The organism is Pseudoalteromonas sp. NZS11_1 (genome assembly GCF_015864275.1).
In the GTDB taxonomy this organism is placed as follows: domain Bacteria; phylum Pseudomonadota; class Gammaproteobacteria; order Enterobacterales; family Alteromonadaceae; genus Pseudoalteromonas; species Pseudoalteromonas arctica.
This window is the reverse complement of sequence record NZ_JADYXK010000006.1, coordinates 64,640-84,504: the sequence shown is the minus strand read 5'-3', so window position 1 is coordinate 84,504 and position 19,865 is coordinate 64,640. Positions and strand designations below refer to the sequence as shown.

Below are 19,865 nucleotides of genomic sequence, written 5' to 3'. Positions count from 1 at the left end.
ACAAATATAACCGCTTGTCTTAGCCCTCATTGATTCCTCAAATAAATAGCATAAACTTATAATCAGATAATTTTTATTTGGTTCTACTATGCAGTCATCTCAAACAAAAGTGCAAAGAGGCTTCACTCTAATTGAAGTGTTAATTGCATTTATTATTCTTAGTTTTGGCCTTTTAGGCGCAGTTGCCCTGCAAGCAAAAGCAAAGCAAGCAAGCTTTGATTCTATGCAACGTGCTGCTGCAGTTGCACTTGGTAATGATATTGTGCAGCGTATCCGAGCCAACGATACCATTGCATCTATTGAAAAATATGGAAAGGCGAAAATAGATAGTAGCGGTGCACTTGCTACAACTAAGGCTTGTTTTGGAAGTCCCTGTAATTCATCAGCAATAGCGGATATGGATATAGTGCAATGGAAACGTGCCATTCAAGCTCGTGAAAATACAGGATCTTTAGATGATGCGACAATATGTATAAATCCAACATCAGTGGCAGATACTGGAGGGAAAGGGTTCAACATTGAAGTAATTATATCATGGCAAGGGCGACAAGAATTTACAGCAAATGCAGCTACGGGAGCTGTAGATTGCGGCACCGCTGATAAAAAACGCCGGGTCGTTGTTTTAACCAGTTATATATATGTGAGGAGCTAACATGAAGCAAAATGGGTTTACTCTTGTAGAAGTTATGATTTCACTATTTATTGGTGGTTTAATTCTTGGTGGCGTTATGTTTACTTTTATTAGTATGAAAGTAACCACAAAAGACACGATGGCCATCGGTGAACTCCAAGAGTCAGGGCGTTTAGCTATAAATATTATGCAGCGTGATATTGAGCAAGTTGGTTTTTGGGGAACTTATTACGATGATTCGTTCACAGCTGTGAATACTACTGTCAGCTCTTTAGTCCCCACTGAGGATGGTGAATCTATAGATTGCTTTGAGGGGGTTAATAACGGCAGCTTTCCAGATTTAACCAGTAGTAGTAATTTTCGTACTATTTATGCGAAAACGACTATCAGTAAAGATAACCTGAATTGCATAAACGATGGCATCATTCCTCCGAATAATAAAGAGACTGATATTCTTCAGCTCAAGTTTTTACAAGGTAACTTACAATACGTGCCTACCTATAATAATGACACAATTACTTATGAAAACAAAACAACGGAAAATGATAACCGTACAGCCTATTTCTTTGTTGCTGAACAAGAGCAAGCAAAATTTGTGACTGGGGCATACTTACCAACAAACGATAATGTAACTATATGGCCATACACTCATCATGTTTATTATATTAAAGAAGAAAAATATTTAGTAAATAATAAAGAAATAAAAGTCCCCGCATTAAGAAGAAAACGATTAGTAAATGGAAAAATGACCTCTGAAACGATAATGGAAGGTGTCGAAAATATGCGTTTTTTGTTTGGATTAGACACGAATAACGATAGTCGAGTTGATACTTATAAAAGCGCCAGTACAATTACTGCTGCTGAATGGGAAAACCGTAAAGGTATGCTAACGGTGCAAGTTTTTCTATTAATCCGTGCACTTCAACCAGATCCAGGGATTAAACTTAAAAACCAAAAATATATTTTAGGTGAGGGATCTGTAAAGCGAGAGTTAAATTTTAATGATAACTATAGAAGAACTGTTTTTACAACAACTATTCGTTTAAGTAATGTTGGGGGTAATCTATGGAGAATCTAAAGTTGTTACCAAGTAAGCAACAAGGTGTGGTGCTTTTAACAGCATTAATTATGGTGATAGCTGTTACCGGCATTGCAGTTACTCTTATGAGTAGTAGTACAATTGATATTAAAATTACTAATGCAGCACAAGAGCGAGAAGTTGCAGAAAATCAATTGATTGGCGAAGTGCAAAGAGTGATTGCGTCAGAAGCTAAAAAAGGGGCTGATAGTGACTTTTTTCTTACTCCAGATGAGACCACTACAGATTCGGGCAAGCTTGATAGTGATAGTAATAAAATAATGATACCAGAGAAAGACATTACAGAGCCTGGACACGAAATGAAAAGCATAATGACGAATTTAAATCGCGGTTCGCTAGAGCTTAATTGCCCTCGTAGTTATAGTTTTACAGCGGGTGTTTCATGCAACATGGTTCAAGTATCCACTACGATAGAATATGGCTCTAAAAGCAAGCACCAGTTAACTATAGTAACAGGTATAGCTCAAGAGATGGCCAGTACGGGTAAGGGGATTTAAGATGAAATTTAAACTTTATGTAGCACTCGTTTTATTATTTACATCAGCAATTAATATGCAGGCATACGCAGAGGATATTGAGCTGTACGTAAATAAAGATACTAACTCAGATGAAAAACCGCGCGTACTATTAATTTTTGATACCTCCGGGAGTATGGCTTTTTCATCAAGCACTGGTAATGAGTGTAAAGATAGGTCAGGTAATAGAATATTATGCTCTGATAGTAGGCTTGAGGCTGCTCAGTCAGCTATGAGTCAACTGGTTGAAGTTAATAAAGATTCTATCGATTTTGGCTTAATGCGTTTTAATGGTACGGATGGTGGCTATGTTTTAAATAGAATAGGGGGTTCTCCTGAATCAATAAAATCATCAATCAATAATCTTCCAGCTGACGGTGGAACACCGTTAGCGGAAACACTTTGGGAGGCTTATTTATATATAACAGGACAAAGTTTGTACTATGGCGAGCAAGTTAGTGAATCAGATAGGGATACTATTATTGAAAATAAAGATATTATTGGTACGCAGTGCATAGAACGGAAGGGAAACGGGCGTTGTAAGAAGTTGGAAAATGTATATAACTACACTTATATCTCCCCTTTTGCTGATAGCGTAGCTGAAGCTAAACGTTGTGATAATTCCATCAATATTATTTATATGACTGACGGCGATCCCTCACCTAAATATGTATATAGCCGTAATTGGTGGGGGCAGTATTATCTAAGCTTAAGTTCTTCTAGTGATAATGACAGCGACGAATCAATAAGTGCAGAGCATAATAAATTCTTTGGCCGGGAGCTAACGGAACAGGATTATATTGGTAGGGAGCTTGATGAAAATGACTTTCTCCATGATAACTACTTACACCAATTGGCTAAAATTATTCATGGATCAGACGACACTGTTGTCGATTTGTACCCATCTAGCCCCGAGATAAATGAAACGGGTCGTTTATATACCATTGGATTTGGTTCAGGAATGAGCGCCGAAGGGCAATATCTGTTAAAACGGGCTGCTGAATTAGGCGGGGGGAAAAACATACCTGCAACAACCCCTGAAAAATTGACAGAAGCCTTAAATCAAGCTGTTTCGGATATTAGGAGTGAAAATAGTACATTTACCTCCCCATCTGTTGCAAGTAATAATGTTGATCAAACACGAAGCGGAGATGCTATTTATTTAGCTATGTTTTATCCCGATAAATCCACTCGTTGGCGTGGCAATTTAAAAAAGTTAAAAGTATCTGGTAATACTATTATAGATGCTAAAAATAATATTGCACTTGATGATGATGGGTTAATAAATACAGATGCGGCTACATTCTGGGATGAAGATAAGTCAGCAGATGGAAACTCAGTAAAAGACGGGGGTGTAAATGCTATGTTATCAGAATTGGCGGTGGGAGATATTAAGAAGCGTCAAATAATTACTGATATAGGAGATTTTACTTTTTGTGTCGATTGCGACGAAAGCGTAAGCAGCTATCTGGGGCTTAAATACATGGAAGAAAGCGATAATGTACCTTACTTTTCCGATAACGTCAGTAAAGTTAAAGTCAGAGAGGTTGAAGATCTTATAAATTGGGCTCGTGGTGAAGATGTCGATGACAAAAATTCGTCGTCATCAGTTCGCAATGATATTTTTGGTGACCCATTACATTCAAAACCCGTGGCTATTGATTATGGTGACAATGATATTCGTATTCTAATTGGCACTAATGCTGGTTTTTTGCATATGTTTAAAGATGATGATGCTAATAATAAAGTTAGTGAAAGTTGGGCGTTTATACCTTCTGCACTCTTTAACATTCTTAAACCACTTAGAGATGAGGAGTCAGGAAAAAAATATGGTATTGATGGGCCTATTGGCGTTTATTTCAATAATAAGAGCCTAAATGATAAAGATGTAAATGATGGTATTGTTGATGCGGGTAGAGGTCATGAAGTCTGGGCTGCTGTAGGTATGCGCAGAGGCGGTCGTAATTATTATGGTTTGGATATTACAAAGCCAGACTCTCCAAGTTTAATGTGGACTATTAAAGGCGGTGAAGGGGAATTTAAAAACCTTGGCCAAACGTGGTCTAAACCTCAAGTTGCTTATATAAAATCAAAAGAGAATACACCCCTTTTAATATTTGGGGCTGGCTATGATACCAATAAAGATTCGAATGATCCCGATAAAGCTAATATAAAAACTGAGGACGAAGTTGGCCGCGGCATTTATATCGTTAATGCAAAAACAGGTAAAAAAGTTTGGGCTTTAACACCTAGTGAAAACGCCTTTAAAGGAAAATATAGTATTGCTGGCGATGTAACGTTATTGGATTCTAATTATGATGGCTATACAGACCGGATATATGCGGCAGATACTGGTGGAGGTATTTGGCGTATTGATATATCAGATGAAGGCAAATTTAGTCATTTTCAGTTAGCAGATCTTGGTATTAATGCAGATAGACGTTTTTTTTACAAGCCTGTGGTGGCGAGAACTATGTTTAGTAAAGTAACTATTAAAGATGGTGTAGTCACTCGATTAGATACACCTTATGATGCTATTGTGATTGGTAGTGGAAATCGTTCAAATCCGAACGGAGCGGGCACAGCTGACGAATTATTTATGATTAGAGATGAAAATACGGTTACTAAATTATTCGAATCTGCGCCTAAAGCTATAACGCATAGTATGTTAATGGAGATGAATGATGATGAATTTGGCAGCGCTTTAAATAGTGTAACTGAGTTTGTAAAATTAGAAGACAAACTTGCGAATGATTTTGTTGGGTGGCGTTATAAACTCGCTAATGGTGAAAAGTCGTTAGCTGCGGCAACCGTTGTTGGTGGTGTTGCTTATTTTACATCTTTTACTCCGACGTTGGATTCATCAATTAAAAATCAATGTTCATTAAGTGGAGGAGGGGGCTCTCTTTACGCATTTCATTTGCACTACGGTACTAAAGTTTATGACGATCTGAAATTTGCTACAAGTACAGAGGTGCCAGATACGCCCCAACTTTATTTTGGTTCTTCATGTGCAGATAGTGATGATAACGGAAAATGCGATGATGATCCTGATGAGGAAGTAAAAAGTCAGTTTTATTTAATTGGTCCGGGCATCAAAGGTGAAAATGCTGAAAACCCGCTCCAACCACTTGAAATTACAGGCCCAGGATTAAAAGTTGTAGATGATAAAATACAACTTGTTAATGACAAAGCATTAGGGTTTGGTTTTAAAACTCAGCAAACTTATATATATAAGCATGAAGAGAATGATGAAAATATACAGAATGAAGACGATTAAGGAGGCTTAAATGATAAAAAAACAACGTGGTTTTACCTTAATTGAGCTGATGATAGCCGTTGCTATTGTCGGCATTTTAGCTACAATAGCGCTTCCTAATTATACAGAATATGTAAAGCGTGCTTCGCGCGCTGAAGCTGCTGCAGCATTGTTAGATGCTGCAAACAAGGAAGAGCAATATTTTGTCGATAATAGGGAATATACAGAGACATTTACTGATTTAGGATTGCAAAGTAAAACCGAAAATGGCCATTTTGAGCTATCCATAAAGGTAGTCGATAGCAATACCTTCACTATTACAGCTAAACCTATAGACGGTGCTGTAAAAGGCGATAATGATTGTAAAGAGCTTACAATTACTGACACAGGCCTCAAAGGTGCAAAAGGGTCTAAAGGAGACTCAGATGTTGACTATTGCTGGGGTCGATAGCCTAGATTACTTCTTCTGACACTTATCAGTTGATTTGATGCGAATTCTACCCGTTTGACTTACAGATAAAGCCAATCCTTCGAGATTGGCTTTATCGCTATTGGGGCAATATATAAAAGTCCCATTTTGAAAACCATTTAAAGAACCATCTGGACGAAATGTAATGGCGTTGCGCGGATACTCTAAAGTATCAGCATCATGAACATCCTCGAAAGTGCTTAAGAGTAACTCATCATCATCTAGAGTCGTTGATTTATCTTTGTCGATAAATAGTGACACTTGACCATCCCACTCGTCCTTTGTGCATTGACTGCCTTTTAGTGCGCAAAGCGTGACGTAAGTACCATTTTCAATTGCGTAAAGACGGCCATAATTTATATTTCGGTGTAGTAGATTCACATGGTTATCTAATCGGTTTTTAGCCAAGAAGTCTGGATAAAACCACATCGATAATTGACTGATTACACTGACAACAGCAATTGAAACCATTAATTCAAGAAGTGTCACTCCCTTGTTTTTTGATATTGATAATCTCATCCTTGAAGACCTGAGTTAATAAATGATTAACTCAGTCTAGTAAATGATACAAATATGACAAGATTAATTTGTATGTTTTTTAACCGCAAGTCTGAGCTGTATCACCAGTATAAAAAGAAGTACCAGATTGAGATACTGTTAAAGCTTTGTTATTTTCATTATCACTATTAGGGCAATAGATAAAGTCTCCCGGATTTGTTGTAATACGACCACTGGTATTAAAACGAAGACTTGTCTCGTTACCACTATAACTAAGGCTATCAGTTGCAGGAATATCCTCTATAACTCTCAACAAGGCATCGTTAGCTACGTTATAACTTCCATTGTTATCAGCATCAACAAAAACAACAATGATTTTATTCGTGTCCCATTCTGGTTCACATTCAAACTCATCTTTAGCTTGTTTAATAGCGCCTTCTTGTGCGGGACATAAAATAACTATTTCATCCGTACTTGCCGCTTGAGAGCGTGCATAAGTAATGCTTCTTTTTAATTCCAACAAAAAATTCTCAGCTCTATTTTCTTCTAGCATATCGCTGCTATTCCAGATCGCAATGGATGCAATGATCCCAACGATAGCAACGGTTACCATGAGTTCTAAAAGAGTGAATCCGTTTTGTTTATTTTTCATATTAATCTCATTTACTGCTAGTCATTTAAGTATCGCTATTTTTATACAATAAATTATACCATGATCGGTTGTTTTATCACCGTAATTCAATCGCTTTGTTTGCTATGAGCATCATGATTGTCTAAAATCGAGGCAACTGGAGCTTTCAAAAGTAATTAATATGAAAAAAATAGAAGCAATTATCAAACCTTTTAAGTTAGACGATGTGCGTGAAGCGTTGTCGGATGTAGGTATTACAGGTATGACGGTAAGCGAAGTTAAAGGCTTTGGACGTCAAAAAGGTCACACTGAGTTATATCGTGGCGCAGAGTATATGGTTGATTTTTTACCTAAAGTAAAACTTGATATTGTATTGACTGATGAAGATGTAGACCGTGCAATTGAAGTTATTGTAAAAACGGCACAAACAGGAAAAATCGGTGACGGTAAAATATTTGTCACTGATGTTGAGCGTGTAATACGTATTCGTACTGCTGAGGAAGATGAAGAAGCTATTTAAGATTTTCTTCTATGCAGTAAAAAGGCGCTTACTAAGCGCCTTTTTGTTTATTTAGTTCTTTTATTTAGTCTTCGTGTTTGCTTTGCGTGCTCACTAAGCTCAGTCAAACCTAATTGGTCGTAACTTTTTTCCATCATTTCAAGCGCGGGATCTAAGTAACTGCTTTGTGAGTAGTGCTCAACAACAAACTTACCTCTATTAGCAGCAGCTAAATAAGCTTCACGCTCATAATAGTAAGTGGCTACTTTTAATTCATAACGTGCCATACGATTTAAAAGCCATACTAAACGACGCTTAGCTTCAGGCGCGTAATCACTTTTCGGAAAGCGTTTTACTAGTGTCGATAAATCGGTAAATGCAACACGTGTACGGTTAGCATCTCTATCAGCTCTATCTACACCAAAGTACTCTTGGAACGCATTTTTATCTGCTTTAATGTTTACTAAACCACGCATGTAATACATGTAATCTAGGTCTTTATGGTTTGGATTTAAGCGAATAAAGCGGTCAATGGTTGCAAGTGCTTGTTCAGTATTACCTGATTGGTAATGTGCATACACTAAGTCCATTTGTACTTGTTTAGAGAATGGGCCAAACGGGTAGCGAGAATCTATTGCACTCAAAAGTTCAATTGCGCGAGCATATAAACCAGAATCTAGTGTTTCTTTTGCGTCTTCATATAAAGCGTGTGCAGACTTATTCGGTACACGTTGAATGTCTTCTTGGTCTGGAGCAGACGAACAAGCGCCTAAACTAAGTACAGAAACTGAAAAAACAATGGCAAATGCACGTTTCCCTATTTTATTTATCATTTTATTTGTTACCTTCGATGTCTTCGGCTAGGCCAAGTCGGTAAAACCGAGTAAACTATGCGTATTATATTATGCTTTTATTAAAAGCGATTCTAACCCAGTCGAGCAAAGCTTGCACTGGTAAATTGGGTAAAGTTACTAATGTCAGAGCAAATTTCTCTTCAAGCCGACGTTCCAACCGAATTAGGTGGTAAACGTCTAGACCAAGTATTAGCACAATTGTTCCCTGATTATTCACGTTCTCGTATAAAAACGTGGATATTGGATGATAAAATCACCGTAGACGGTGAAATTTTCAACACTCCACGCGAAAAGCTACTAGGTGGTGAAGTTGTAAGTGTTGAAACAACAATTGAAGCACCACGCGAATACGAAGCACAAGATATCAAATTAAACATTGTTTATGAAGACGATGATATTTTGGTAATTAATAAACCAATGGGCCTAGTGGTTCACCCTGGTGCGGGTAATCCTAATGGAACAGTGCTAAACGCATTACTACATTACTACCCTGAAATAATTAACGTACCACGCGCGGGTATTGTGCATCGTTTAGATAAAGACACGACCGGTTTAATGGTTGTAGCTAAAACGATTCCAGCACAAACGCATTTAGTAACAGCGCTACAAAAGCGTGAAAACTTCACGCGTGAATATGAAGCACTGTGTAATGGTACTATGACCGCAGGTGGTATGGTTGAAAAAGCAATTGGCCGCCATCCGACTCAGCGTACGCATATGGCAGTACATGAACTGGGTAAACCGGCAATTACACATTACCGTGTTGCTGAGAAATTCCGTGCTCATACTCGTTTACGTCTGCGCTTAGAAACAGGTCGTACGCATCAAATTCGCGTGCACATGGCACATTTAAATCACCCGCTAATTGGCGATCAATCTTATGGCGGCCGTCCGCGTCCACCTAAAGGTGCAACACCTGAGTTATTTGAGTTACTTCGTAGCTTTAGACGCCAAGCACTTCATGCTGTAAAATTGAGTATTGCGCATCCAATCACGGGTGAAATGATGACATGGCAAGCACCTATCCCAGACGATATGGTTGCTATGACACTCGCATTACGTGAAGATACTAAAGCTAATCCTGATATCGATAGATAATGCACTTATTGTCAGCGACATGGCAAAACCTTCATAAAGTAGGAACGTTAAGTACTACTTGTGGAGGTGGTGTTTCAAAAATCCCATTTAAAAGTTTTAATTTGGGATTCCATGTTGGTGATAATCAAAATCATGTATCAAAAAACCGCTCATTATTAACAAATCTCCTACCTAAACCTGCCGTGTGGCTAAATCAAATTCATAGCTCTAATGTTGTTATTGTTGATGAACATTTTGATTTTGATGAGTTACACGATGCTGATGCGCTTTATACTCAGTTATTAAATCAGCCTTTGGCTATAATGACCGCCGATTGTTTACCTATTTTATTAGTCAGTGATGATGAAAAAGAAGTTGCAGCTATACATGGCGGCTGGCGAGGACTTGAGCAGGGAATTATTAAAAATACTTTGGAATGTTTTAGCTCAAAGTGTGAAAATATAAATGCGTGGTTAGGGCCTGCAATTGGGCCAACTCGATTTGAGGTTGGGGCTGAAGTGTTTGAGTTATTTCAAAAAAGGTCCCCTTTATTTATTCAAGCATTTACACTACAAACTAATGGTAAATATCTTGCTGATATCTATGGTATTGCGCGTACTTTACTTACCCAGAAAGGCGTTAAAAATATTACGGGTGGCGACTACTGCACAGTCTCTCAAAGTGACTTATTTTTTTCTTATCGACGAGATGGACAAACTGGACGTATGGCTAGTTTGATCTGGCGCAAGTAATTCACATCTTTAATCATTATATTTCCCCCTACACCTTGAACAAACACCTAAACATACCCATTAATTAAGCAATTAGATTATTTAATAGGTAACACCATGCGTTTAGATAGATTTACAAGTAAATTTCAATCTGCGCTTTCTGATGCGCAATCGCTAGCCCTTGGTCGCGATCATCAATTTATTGAACCCGTACATTTAATGTATTCATTGCTAAAGCAAAGTGGCTCTAGTGTACGTGCATTATTTGCACAAACGGGTGTCAGCGCTGACGAACTCAACACCAAGCTTTCACAAGAAATAGAAAAATTATTTAAAGTAGAAGGTGTAGGTGGCGACGTCCAGCTATCAAACAATATGGCATCACTTATTAATCTATGTGATAAGTACGCGCAAAAACGCAAAGACAAATATATTTCAAGTGAATTATTTGTACTGGCGGCATGCGATGATAAAGGTCCACTTGGCGATATATTTAGGTCGTTAAATATTACCTCGACTAAAATTGAAACTGCAATTAAAGCGATTCGCGGCGGTCAAAAAGTTGATGACCCAAATGCCGAAGAAACACGTCAAGCGCTTGAAAAATTCACGATTGATCTAACTGAGCGAGCAGAGCAAGGTAAGCTTGACCCCGTTATTGGTCGCGATGACGAAATTCGCCGCACGATTCAGGTACTACAACGCCGCACTAAAAATAACCCTGTATTAATCGGTGAACCAGGTGTTGGTAAAACAGCAATTGCCGAGGGGTTAGCACAGCGTATTATTAATGGTGAAGTACCTGAAGGATTAAAAAATAAACGCGTACTATCACTTGATTTAGGGGCGTTAGTTGCGGGTGCTAAATACCGTGGCGAATTTGAAGAACGTTTAAAATCAGTATTAAACGAATTGGCTAAAGAAGAAGGCCAAGTCATTTTATTTATTGATGAAATACATACTATTGTAGGTGCAGGAAAAAGTGACGGTGCCATGGATGCAGGCAATATGTTAAAGCCAGCATTAGCACGCGGTGAATTACACTGTGTTGGCGCAACCACGCTTGATGAATACCGTAAATATATAGAAAAAGACGCAGCTCTTGAGCGTCGATTCCAAAAGGTACTTATTGAAGAGCCATCTGTTGAAGATACCATTGCAATATTACGTGGCTTAAAAGAGCGATATGAGTTACATCATTCAGTAGAAATTACTGACCCCGCGATTGTTGCTGCGGCGCAGTTATCTCATCGTTACATTAGTGACCGTCAGTTACCCGATAAAGCGATTGATTTAATAGATGAAGCGGGTTCTTCAATTCGATTACAAATTGACTCCAAACCAGAATCGTTAGACAAGCTTGAACGCCGTATCATCCAGCTAAAGTTAGAAGATAATGCGCTAGCGAAAGAAAAAGACGAAGCAAGTCAAAAACGCCGAGCTGAAATGCAAGAGTTGATCACCGACCTTGATGGGCAATATCGTGAGCTAGACGAGATATGGAATGCTGAAAAAGCATCACTTCAAGGCACGCAAGTAATTAAAGCCGAGCTTGAACAAGCAAGATTAGATTTAGATGTAGCGCGAAGAGCAAGTGATTTACAGCGTATGTCAGAGCTGCAATATGGGCGAATTCCAGAACTTGAACGAAAACTTGATTTAGCCTCACAAGCCGAAATGCAAGAAATGACTCTGCTTAAAAACCAAGTAGGTGAGGATGAAATTGCTGAAATACTGTCTCGCTGGACAGGAATTCCTGTTGCAAGAATGCTACAAGGTGAGCGTGAAAAGCTGCTGCAAATGGAAGATAAGTTACACAGTAAAGTAATAGGGCAAGATGAAGCGGTTGTTGCTGTTTCTAACGCAATACGACGCTCACGTGCCGGGCTTGCAGATCCTAATCGTCCTATTGGTTCTTTCTTATTTTTAGGTCCAACTGGTGTGGGTAAAACCGAGCTGACAAAAGCACTGGCTGGTTTTATGTTTGATACCGAAGATGCCATGGTGCGTATCGACATGTCTGAGTTTATGGAAAAACATTCAGTCGCACGTCTAGTAGGGGCTCCTCCAGGTTACGTGGGTTACGAAGAGGGCGGTTATTTAACAGAAGCTGTTCGTCGTAAACCTTACTCAGTGATATTGCTTGATGAAATAGAAAAGGCGCATCCTGATGTGTTTAATATTTTACTGCAAGTATTAGATGATGGCCGATTAACTGACGGGCAGGGTAGAACCGTTGATTTTAAAAATACCGTTATTATCATGACCTCAAATCTAGGCTCAGATATTATCCAAGAGCAAGCGGGTAATAATGATTACACGACCCTTAAAGCTAAAGTAATGGAAGTATTAATTAATGAGTTTAGGCCTGAATTTATTAACCGTATAGACGAGACTGTCGTGTTCCACCCGTTAGCAAACGAGCATATAAAAGAAATAGCTGATATTCAGTTAATGAAATTACGTGAGCGTTTAACTGAGATGGGATATCTGCTTGAAATAAGCGATGCTGCTCTTGAGCGAATTGCAGAAAGTGGGTTTGATCCTGTCTACGGTGCACGTCCGCTTAAGCGTGCTATTCAACAAACGATTGAAAACCCGCTGGCACAAAAGTTACTCAATGGAGACTACTTACCAGGTTGCGTGATCGTTATTGATGCAAATGACGACTCTCTGGTATTTTCCAAGCGTTAATTGTAAATAATTAAACTCAAAAGCCGCTAAAATAGCGGCTTTTTTATGTTTGTTAAACTTTAAAAGTTAGTAATAAATCGTTCACCCTACGTGAACCTTCAACAAGTTCAGCTGCTCCTTTTGCCACATTAAAGCTTAAGCTTAAGTTGTTATCTCCAAAGTCTTTAATTTGCGAAACATTATTACTAATATCATTACTAACCATTTGTTGCTCTTCTGCAGCAGATGATATTTGTATTGCTAAATGAGATATTTCACTGATTTGGATAAAAATCCCCTCTAATTCAACTTGAGTTTTATCGGTTGTCAGCACACAATTATCGGCTTGTGCTTTAGTGCTTTGCATTACTTTAGACCAGCTAAATAAAGTATCTTGTATTTCTTTAATAGAACTGTGGATTTGTGTTGTAGCATTTTGAGTACGTGACGAAAGGGTCCTTACCTCGTCGGCTACTACAGCAAAGCCTCGACCATGCTCTCCCGCTCTAGCTGCTTCAATCGCTGCATTAAGGGCAAGTAAGTTAGTTTGATCGGCAATTCCCTCTATTTCACTCATTACTTTACCAATCTTATCTGCTTCAGAGGCTAAGCTGGTGGCTGTGGTTGCAGCCTTTTCTACTTGAAAAGCTAAATCAGATACCATTTTACTATTATCTGCAATATGGTCTTTTATTTCAGAGCAACTTTGATGGGTGTTATTCACTTTATCAGCTGTTTGAGCGGTATTTACTGATATTTCACCAATGGTAGAGCTCATTTGAGTCATCGCTGATGCAATTTGTTCTAAACGCTCACCTTGCGAAGCAATACCTTTTTCAGTAAGCGTAGATTGTTTATCTAGATCAGTTGCGATGCCATTAAAGCTTAATGTGGAGTCTTTCATACGGCCAAGAACCGTGCGCAATTTTGCGCTTAGCATTTGCTCTCTATAATCACTTACGCTATGCGGTGTATGGCCGCTGTAAATATAGCGAGAGATTGAATCGGCTTTTGCTTTTTGTTCGCGTAATATTTTAGGGGTAACAATCAGTTCGTCATAATTTAGCGCAATAACTAAGGCGCACATCAATAGGCTAATTACAGCTAAAGAGATTGATCCCGTAACAGCAATAAAAATCAGCCAAAGTAATAGGCATATAAAAGTAATGCCTTGTCTTATTGTGGTGTGTTCTCGTAGTTTAAATGATGACTTATTGGCATTTATTTTGTTGTAAAGAGCGTGTGCACGTTGCTTAAGTTGAGAGCTTGCTTTAGTTCTTACTGATTGATAACCAACAAGTCGGCTATGCTCAAAAATAGGGGTTACAAAGGCATCTACCCAATAATAACGGCCATCTTTACAGCGGTTTTTAACCATGCCGCGCCACGAGTGCTCTTGTTTTAATGTTGCCCACATTTCTTTAAAGGCCGCTTTTGGCATATCAGGGTGACGAACAATATTATGATGCTGACCGATAAGCTCTTGTGCGCTATAACCTGCTACAGAGCAAAACTCTTGATTGACGTATGTTATTACACCCTTGAGGTCGGTAGTAGAAACAAGCTCTTGTGACTCATCAAAGTATACTTCTTCATTTTTTAAGCTTTTATCATTGTGCATTATGTTTATTATCATCCTTTATTGTTGCTGTCATTATATTGGTTACACACTACAAAGCAAAAAATAGCGTCTTTCCTTTTATGCTCATAAGACAAATAATTGTTTTTATTGATCTAGATCAAATTTAAATATCGAGTAGCTAAATTGAACTCATTTTAAATAAGTTCCGGTCTATTATTTTGGGCTTATATTTTGCGTATTTAATTTATACTTAAATACGCATTTAAAGCATTTGTATAATGCCCAGAGCAATGGCAATATTACGACTTAATATAATGATGTTGGTCATATTAAGCGCATGTATAGAGTGGGTAAATAATTATTAACTTAGAGAAATTATATTGTTCTTAGCAATTTATACCAGTTGCATTAAATAAGTGATCTATTATAGCGCTAAGAAAATAGCACAATAACAAGGCAAAAATTATGACATGTAGTTGTTCTATATGAATAATTTTTAACGCAGTGAGTGCGCTATTTAATGCGATAGAATGATCATATTTTCAATAAAATTGGTATTAATCTTGAGTCTAAGTAATTAGCCCCCATAACCTTATGATTAAGCCACGTGGCCCGAGGAAAGATTTTTTGACAACACATGATTTAGCTAACGCACTTGAAGCGTTATCAGTAAATGAGCACCAACATGCAGTTAAAGGCATTAAACGTGGCATAGAGCGAGAGTCGCTAAGAATACAAGATAATGGTGTTATATCACCTCAAGGTCACCCAAAAGGTGTGGGCAGTGCGTTAACTAACGGCCATATTACAACTGATTTTTCTGAGTCTTTACTTGAATTTATTACTCCAGTTAGTGAATCGTCAACGCAAACGCTTAAGCAATTAAAAGACCTTCAAAAGTTCACTCTAGAAAAAGTGGGCGATGAACTACTTTGGCCCATTAGTATGCCGTGTTTTATTGAGCACCAAGACGATATAGTGCTAGCTCAATTTGGTAGTTCAAATACTGGTCAAATGAAAACACTATACCGTGAAGGATTAAAAAATCGCTACGGTAGTATGATGCAAGCAATTGCGGGTGTTCACTTTAATATTTCATTCCCAGATACGCTTTGGCAGTCACTTCATTCGTTACAACAAAGTAATGCAAGCCTTCAAGATTTTATTTCAGAAGGTTACTTATCCCTTATTCGTAACTTTAAACGCGAACTATGGCTAATAAGTTACATGTTTGGCGCATCGCCAGCATTGTGTAACTCATTTTTGCAAGGTCGAAAAACCGACTTACCATTTAAAAAACTAGGTAAAGGCACGCTTTACTTAGAAGTTGGTACAGCACTGCGTTTAGGTAATTTAGGTTATACAAATAGCGCTCAGTCGTCACTACGCGTAATGTATAACTCGTTAGATGAATATGTAGCGGGCCTTAAAAAAGCAATCAACACACCATCAGAAATTTATGGTGATCTTGATGACTACAAGAGTGAAAACCCTAAGCAGTTAAATAAAAATATTCTGCAGATTGAAAACGAATTTTACTCGCCAATTCGTCCTAAGCGTAATGCGAAAAGTGGCGAAACGCCAACGGATGCATTGCTTCGAGCAGGTATTGAATACGTAGAAATTCGCGCATTAGACGTTAACCCGTTTAGCGAAGTTGGTATTGATATTGAGCAAATTCACTTTTTAGATGTGTTTTTAACGTATTGTTTATTAAAAGATTCAGCTCCAATGGATTGGAAAGAACAAGCACGTAGTACTGAAAATCTCGACACAGTAGTAAACCAAGGTCGAGAAGAAGGGCTAATGCTTAACTTTAATAACACACAGCGTAGCCTTCAGTCGTGGGGCGATGAAATATTTACCCAGCTTACTGATGTCGCTAAATGGATGGATAATGCTTATGGTGTTAACTATTACTCAGATACTATAAAGCGCATGGCAACGTGGATACATAATCCAGAGCTTACTTACTCTGGACGTTACGTGTCACAATTGAAAGAGTCTGGTTTAGACAACGGCCACTTTGCACTAGCATTGGCTAGTAAATATAAGCAAAGCCACGCAGACACTGACTACAGCGAGTTTTTAAAGCCTTGGCTGGAACAACAAGTTGTAGAGTCTAACGAAGCACAAGCTGCAATTGAGCAAGCAGATACCCAGTCATTTACCGCGTTTTTAGATGCGTATTTTGACGGTAAATAACCTTGGTATTTAGCAAAATTTAAGCAAAAAAACGCAGCCTAAGTTGGCTGCGTAAATATATTCAGGGATGAATTAATGCTGTACTGCTGCATTCATTGAGTCAGACCCACACTTTTTAAAAAAGTTCTGTGAGATCTTAGAAAAATGAAAAAAAATGCAATTATCCTATCTCTCGCCATTACTTTAGCCGGTTGTGCTACAGCGCCTCCAAAGCAACCTAACGATTTATGTAAAATTTTTGAAGAAAAGCCAGATTGGTATTTCGACGCAAAAGATGCACAAGAAAAATGGGGTTCTCCCAAGCATGTACTCATGAGTATGATGTACCAAGAAAGCTCATTTAAGCATGATGCCGCTCCGCCTATGGAGTACTTCTTATGGATAATTCCTACCGGTCGCGCAAGTGATGCCTATGGTTACTCGCAAGCTAAAACACCAACATGGTCTGATTATATTCGTGAAACAGGCAACAACGGTGCTGATAGAGACGACTTTGACGATGCAATCGACTTTATGGCGTGGTTTGTTTATAAAACCCATAAAGTAAATAAAATATCTAAATGGGATGCTTACGCACAATACCTTAATTATCATGAAGGCTGGGGTGGTTATAAGCGTGGCACGTACAAAAAGAAAAAGTGGCTAATGGGTGTTGCGAACAAAGTTAAGCACAGAGCGAGCCGCTATGGCGCTCAATTAAAACACTGCGAAGAAGAGCTTGATAAAGGTTGGTTTGAACGTCTTATATTTGGCTAGATAGTTATTAATGGATATAAAAAAGGAGCCAATTGGCTCCTTTTTTATTTAGCGAGAACGCTTATTCGGCAGTATCTTCACTTGTTTTATCATATTTTCTTTTACTTCGAGTACTTCAATAGGATATCCCGCGATACGCAAACTAATATTTGCATCAGGAATATTCTCCAAGTATTCAACAATTAAACCACTCAAAGTTTTAGGTCCATCGAGCGGGAAATCCCAACCCATTTCTTTATTTAAATCGCGTACGTTAGCGCCGCCATCCACAATACATGAGCCATCAGTTTGTGTTTCTACTTCTTCGCTCGGCGTACGAGTTTGCGTAGTTGTAAAATCGCCAACAACTTCTTCTAAAATATCTTCTAGGGTCACTAGGCCTTGGATGTCGCCATACTCATCTACCACTAAGCCTATGCGTTCTTTAGATTGCTGAAACTTTAATAGCTGAGTATTTAGTGATGTTCCTTCAGGGATAAAGTAAATTTCACGTACAGCTCGTAGCAAAGATGGTTTATCAAATTGCTCTTTTGTAAGTAAACGAAGCGCATCACGTGAGTGAATAAAACCTACTGCATCATCTATATTATCGCGATACAACAACACACGAGTATGTTGTGCATGGGTAAGCTGGCGACTAATTAGTTTCCAATCGTCATTTATATCAATGGCCACAATTTCGTTTCGTGGGATCATAATATCTTCAACGGTTACTTGTTCTAAATCTAAAATTGAAGTCAGCATACTTTGATGACGAGCAGGAATAAGTGCGCCTGACTCATTGAGTACTGTTTTTAATTCTTCTTTACTCATGCTGTGTTCGTCGATTTGAGCAGCACTAATACCAAATAACCGCAGTATACCGTTTGTCATCCAGTTAATAACCACGACAAAAGGAAACATTATTTTAAGTAGCCCTTTTAAAATAATAGAGCTTGGAAAGGCAACTTTTTCAGGATAAAGAGCAGCAAGGGTTTTAGGGGTTACTTCAGCAAATATAAGCACGACTAAAGTTAACACACCTGTAGCTATTGCAATACCGAGGTCACCATAAAGACGAATACCTATAATGGTTGCAACTTGGGCTGCTGCAATATTAACAAGGTTATTACCGATTAAGATTAAACCGATGAGCCTATCTGGACGGCTAAGTAATTTACTGACTCGTTTAGCTGCACGATGATCCTCTTTAGCGAGGTGTCGCAGGCGTATACGATTGATTGACATAATTCCGGTTTCTGAACCAGAAAAATAAGCAGAAAAAAGCACCAAAAAACCTAAAATGATAAATAGGGTACTTGTCGATATGTCGTCCAACGATGGATCCTTTTCTTATAAATCAATGCGTATTAAGCTAGAGTGAGCAAGCAGAGTCAAGTTAAAACTTATTTAGTATCACTTCTTGTATGAAACGGCTGCCAAAATAAGCGAGTGTGAGGACAAATGCAGCGACCATGATTGTAATAACCACCGGTTTACCGCGCCAACCCTTTTTCATATGCCCGATAGCTACAACGGTAAAAATAGCCCACGCAACTAACGATAATATTGTTTTATGAATGAACTCTTTAGCGAACATTCCATCAAGAAATACAAACCCTGAAAGTAATGCAAATGTGAGTAATATAGTGCCTAAATTAAGAAGTTGGTAAAGCTGGCGCTCCACAACCATTAAAGGCGGAAGATGGCTATGCACAATTGCTAAATCTTTACGTTTTAAACGTTTATCAATAAAGTAAAACTGTACACCATATAAAGTGGCGATAATTAAAATACAGTAGGCTAACAAAGATAAAGAGATGTGCGTTACTAAACCCACCTCAATATTAATACTTTGCAATAAAATATGATGAGGAATAAATAAACTGGCAATGGTTAGTAAGGCACCAAAACCATAAACAACGGGCAACAATAAAGTTGCAGGGAATTTTAGCGAGACAGCCGTCACCGAGACCACAATCACCCAGCACGTCAAAAGAGCGACGTTTACGATACTTAAATCTTGACCGTCGGCTCTAAAAACAGAGTTAACTAATAGCAGCATGTGCGCCACTATAGCAACCGTGCTTAAAATAACGGTTACTTTTTGGCTAGGGCCTTGTTGATGAAACAGCCGTGAAAGCACGTGAGACGTTGCTAACACATAAAATAAACTGGCAATAATAGTTAAACTAATAATCAGCATTGTGCTTGGGCCACTTAATTTGAGACAAAATAATCCTTGTTGTTATACAGCCATTGTATTTTATAGCAAAGCAAATGCATAGACCTTAAAAAAAGAAACTCATCAAGGTGCACTTGAACACTATATTGTAAGACGCCATATACGGTATACTACTTTTAATTGAAACTTAATAAGTCAATCTAGGTTAATTGAAAAATCAAA

At 38.3% G+C, this 19,865-nt stretch carries 17 protein-coding genes; 11 read left to right on the top strand and 6 right to left on the bottom strand.

Translation table 11 applies throughout. From position 1 onward, the window contains the following. The first annotated feature begins 88 nt into the window (after window positions 1-88). Genes pilV through I6F44_RS06900 form a run of 5 tightly spaced genes read left to right on the top strand, consistent with a single transcriptional unit; the run spans window position 89 to window position 5,955 of the window. On the top strand, window positions 89-652 hold the full coding sequence (gene pilV, locus I6F44_RS06920; RefSeq protein WP_121954435.1) for a type IV pilus modification protein PilV: 564 nt from the start codon (window positions 89-91) through the stop codon (window positions 650-652). A gap of 1 nt (window position 653) precedes the next feature. Further along, the gene (locus I6F44_RS06915) at window positions 654-1,709 is read left to right on the top strand and encodes a PilW family protein (RefSeq protein ID WP_165734750.1); all 1,056 of its coding nucleotides are present in this window, start codon (window positions 654-656) and stop codon (window positions 1,707-1,709) included. Next, a complete protein-coding gene (locus I6F44_RS06910; RefSeq protein ID WP_121954433.1) occupies window positions 1,697-2,227 on the top strand; it encodes a pilus assembly PilX family protein in 531 nt (176 codons plus the stop codon). The genes I6F44_RS06915 and I6F44_RS06910 overlap by 13 nt, the downstream gene beginning before the upstream one ends. A gap of 1 nt (window position 2,228) precedes the next feature. Then, a complete protein-coding gene (locus I6F44_RS06905) occupies window positions 2,229-5,525 on the top strand; it encodes a PilC/PilY family type IV pilus protein (RefSeq protein ID WP_121954432.1) in 3,297 nt (1,098 codons plus the stop codon). Window positions 5,526-5,535: 10 nt separating this feature from the next. After that, entirely contained in the window at window positions 5,536-5,955 is a 420-nt protein-coding gene (locus tag I6F44_RS06900; protein ID WP_121954431.1) for a type IV pilin protein, read from the top strand. Between the two features lie 6 nt (window positions 5,956-5,961). Here the strand turns inward: I6F44_RS06900 and I6F44_RS06895 are convergent, their stop codons facing one another. Together I6F44_RS06895 and I6F44_RS06890 are read right to left on the bottom strand one after the other, a co-directional pair. After that, window positions 5,962-6,492 carry a GspH/FimT family pseudopilin gene (locus I6F44_RS06895; protein ID WP_121954430.1) on the bottom strand — a complete coding sequence of 177 codons (531 nt, stop codon included), beginning with the start codon at window positions 6,490-6,492 and terminating at the stop codon, window positions 5,962-5,964. Between the two features lie 79 nt (window positions 6,493-6,571). Then, window positions 6,572-7,123 (bottom strand): GspH/FimT family pseudopilin, encoded by a 552-nt coding sequence (locus I6F44_RS06890; RefSeq protein WP_121954429.1) that lies wholly within the window; start codon window positions 7,121-7,123, stop codon window positions 6,572-6,574. A gap of 160 nt (window positions 7,124-7,283) precedes the next feature. Here I6F44_RS06890 and glnB point away from each other — a divergent pair, with 160 nt between their 5' ends. Beyond that, the gene (gene glnB, locus I6F44_RS06885) at window positions 7,284-7,622 is read left to right on the top strand and encodes a nitrogen regulatory protein P-II (protein ID WP_002962211.1); all 339 of its coding nucleotides are present in this window, start codon (window positions 7,284-7,286) and stop codon (window positions 7,620-7,622) included. A 47-nt stretch (window positions 7,623-7,669) separates the two neighbouring features. Here the strand turns inward: glnB and I6F44_RS06880 are convergent, their stop codons facing one another. Beyond that, entirely contained in the window at window positions 7,670-8,434 is a 765-nt protein-coding gene (locus I6F44_RS06880) for an outer membrane protein assembly factor BamD (RefSeq protein ID WP_007581382.1), read from the bottom strand. A 141-nt stretch (window positions 8,435-8,575) separates the two neighbouring features. Between I6F44_RS06880 and rluD the strand changes: the two genes are divergently transcribed. The 3 genes from rluD (at window position 8,576) to clpB (ending at window position 12,957) form a co-directional block, all read left to right on the top strand. Continuing rightward, the gene (gene rluD, locus I6F44_RS06875) at window positions 8,576-9,553 is read left to right on the top strand and encodes a 23S rRNA pseudouridine(1911/1915/1917) synthase RluD (RefSeq protein WP_007581384.1); all 978 of its coding nucleotides are present in this window, start codon (window positions 8,576-8,578) and stop codon (window positions 9,551-9,553) included. Continuing rightward, window positions 9,553-10,284, top strand: a complete 732-nt coding sequence (gene pgeF, locus I6F44_RS06870; protein WP_121955374.1) for a peptidoglycan editing factor PgeF — start codon at window positions 9,553-9,555, stop codon at window positions 10,282-10,284. The genes rluD and pgeF overlap by 1 nt, the downstream gene beginning before the upstream one ends. A 96-nt stretch (window positions 10,285-10,380) precedes the next feature. Next, window positions 10,381-12,957 carry an ATP-dependent chaperone ClpB gene (gene clpB, locus I6F44_RS06865; protein WP_007581388.1) on the top strand — a complete coding sequence of 859 codons (2,577 nt, stop codon included), beginning with the start codon at window positions 10,381-10,383 and terminating at the stop codon, window positions 12,955-12,957. 52 nt (window positions 12,958-13,009) lie between these two features. Here clpB and I6F44_RS06860 read toward each other — a convergent pair whose 3' ends face one another. After that, complete coding sequence (locus tag I6F44_RS06860; RefSeq protein WP_024608933.1) at window positions 13,010-14,557, bottom strand: methyl-accepting chemotaxis protein; 1,548 nt, start codon at window positions 14,555-14,557, stop codon at window positions 13,010-13,012. Window positions 14,558-15,145: 588 nt separating this feature from the next. Between I6F44_RS06860 and gshA the strand changes: the two genes are divergently transcribed. Beyond that, window positions 15,146-16,723, top strand: coding sequence for a glutamate--cysteine ligase (gshA, locus tag I6F44_RS06855; RefSeq protein WP_197173504.1), 1,578 nt, complete (start codon window positions 15,146-15,148; stop codon window positions 16,721-16,723). Between the two features lie 144 nt (window positions 16,724-16,867). Beyond that, a complete protein-coding gene (locus I6F44_RS06850; RefSeq protein ID WP_010554629.1) occupies window positions 16,868-17,479 on the top strand; it encodes a transglycosylase SLT domain-containing protein in 612 nt (203 codons plus the stop codon). A 48-nt stretch (window positions 17,480-17,527) separates the two neighbouring features. Here I6F44_RS06850 and I6F44_RS06845 read toward each other — a convergent pair whose 3' ends face one another. Next, the gene (locus tag I6F44_RS06845) at window positions 17,528-18,796 is read right to left on the bottom strand and encodes an HlyC/CorC family transporter (protein WP_007581396.1); all 1,269 of its coding nucleotides are present in this window, start codon (window positions 18,794-18,796) and stop codon (window positions 17,528-17,530) included. Between the two features lie 61 nt (window positions 18,797-18,857). Further along, window positions 18,858-19,664, bottom strand: coding sequence for a cytochrome C assembly family protein (locus I6F44_RS06840; protein ID WP_024589411.1), 807 nt, complete (start codon window positions 19,662-19,664; stop codon window positions 18,858-18,860). Window positions 19,665-19,865: the final 201 nt, after the last annotated feature.

Excerpts from the sequence above, each read along its gene's own strand:
- I6F44_RS06880 (WP_007581382.1), bottom strand. The coding sequence starts at position 8,434 with ATGATAAATAAAATAGGGAAACGTGCATTTGCCATTGTTTTTTCAGTT.
- rluD (WP_007581384.1), top strand. The coding sequence starts at position 8,576 with ATGTCAGAGCAAATTTCTCTTCAAGCCGACGTTCCAACCGAATTAGGT.
- I6F44_RS06840 (WP_024589411.1), bottom strand. The coding sequence starts at position 19,664 with ATGCTGATTATTAGTTTAACTATTATTGCCAGTTTATTTTATGTGTTA.
- I6F44_RS06910 (WP_121954433.1), top strand. The coding sequence starts at position 1,697 with ATGGAGAATCTAAAGTTGTTACCAAGTAAGCAACAAGGTGTGGTGCTT.
- I6F44_RS06895 (WP_121954430.1), bottom strand. The coding sequence starts at position 6,492 with ATGAGATTATCAATATCAAAAAACAAGGGAGTGACACTTCTTGAATTA.
- I6F44_RS06860 (WP_024608933.1), bottom strand. The coding sequence starts at position 14,557 with ATGCACAATGATAAAAGCTTAAAAAATGAAGAAGTATACTTTGATGAG.
- I6F44_RS06905 (WP_121954432.1), top strand. The coding sequence starts at position 2,229 with ATGAAATTTAAACTTTATGTAGCACTCGTTTTATTATTTACATCAGCA.
- clpB (WP_007581388.1), top strand. The coding sequence starts at position 10,381 with ATGCGTTTAGATAGATTTACAAGTAAATTTCAATCTGCGCTTTCTGAT.
- glnB (WP_002962211.1), top strand. The coding sequence starts at position 7,284 with ATGAAAAAAATAGAAGCAATTATCAAACCTTTTAAGTTAGACGATGTG.
- pilV (WP_121954435.1), top strand. The coding sequence starts at position 89 with ATGCAGTCATCTCAAACAAAAGTGCAAAGAGGCTTCACTCTAATTGAA.
- pgeF (WP_121955374.1), top strand. The coding sequence starts at position 9,553 with ATGCACTTATTGTCAGCGACATGGCAAAACCTTCATAAAGTAGGAACG.
- I6F44_RS06900 (WP_121954431.1), top strand. The coding sequence starts at position 5,536 with ATGATAAAAAAACAACGTGGTTTTACCTTAATTGAGCTGATGATAGCC.
- I6F44_RS06850 (WP_010554629.1), top strand. The coding sequence starts at position 16,868 with ATGAAAAAAAATGCAATTATCCTATCTCTCGCCATTACTTTAGCCGGT.
- I6F44_RS06890 (WP_121954429.1), bottom strand. The coding sequence starts at position 7,123 with ATGAAAAATAAACAAAACGGATTCACTCTTTTAGAACTCATGGTAACC.
- I6F44_RS06915 (WP_165734750.1), top strand. The coding sequence starts at position 654 with ATGAAGCAAAATGGGTTTACTCTTGTAGAAGTTATGATTTCACTATTT.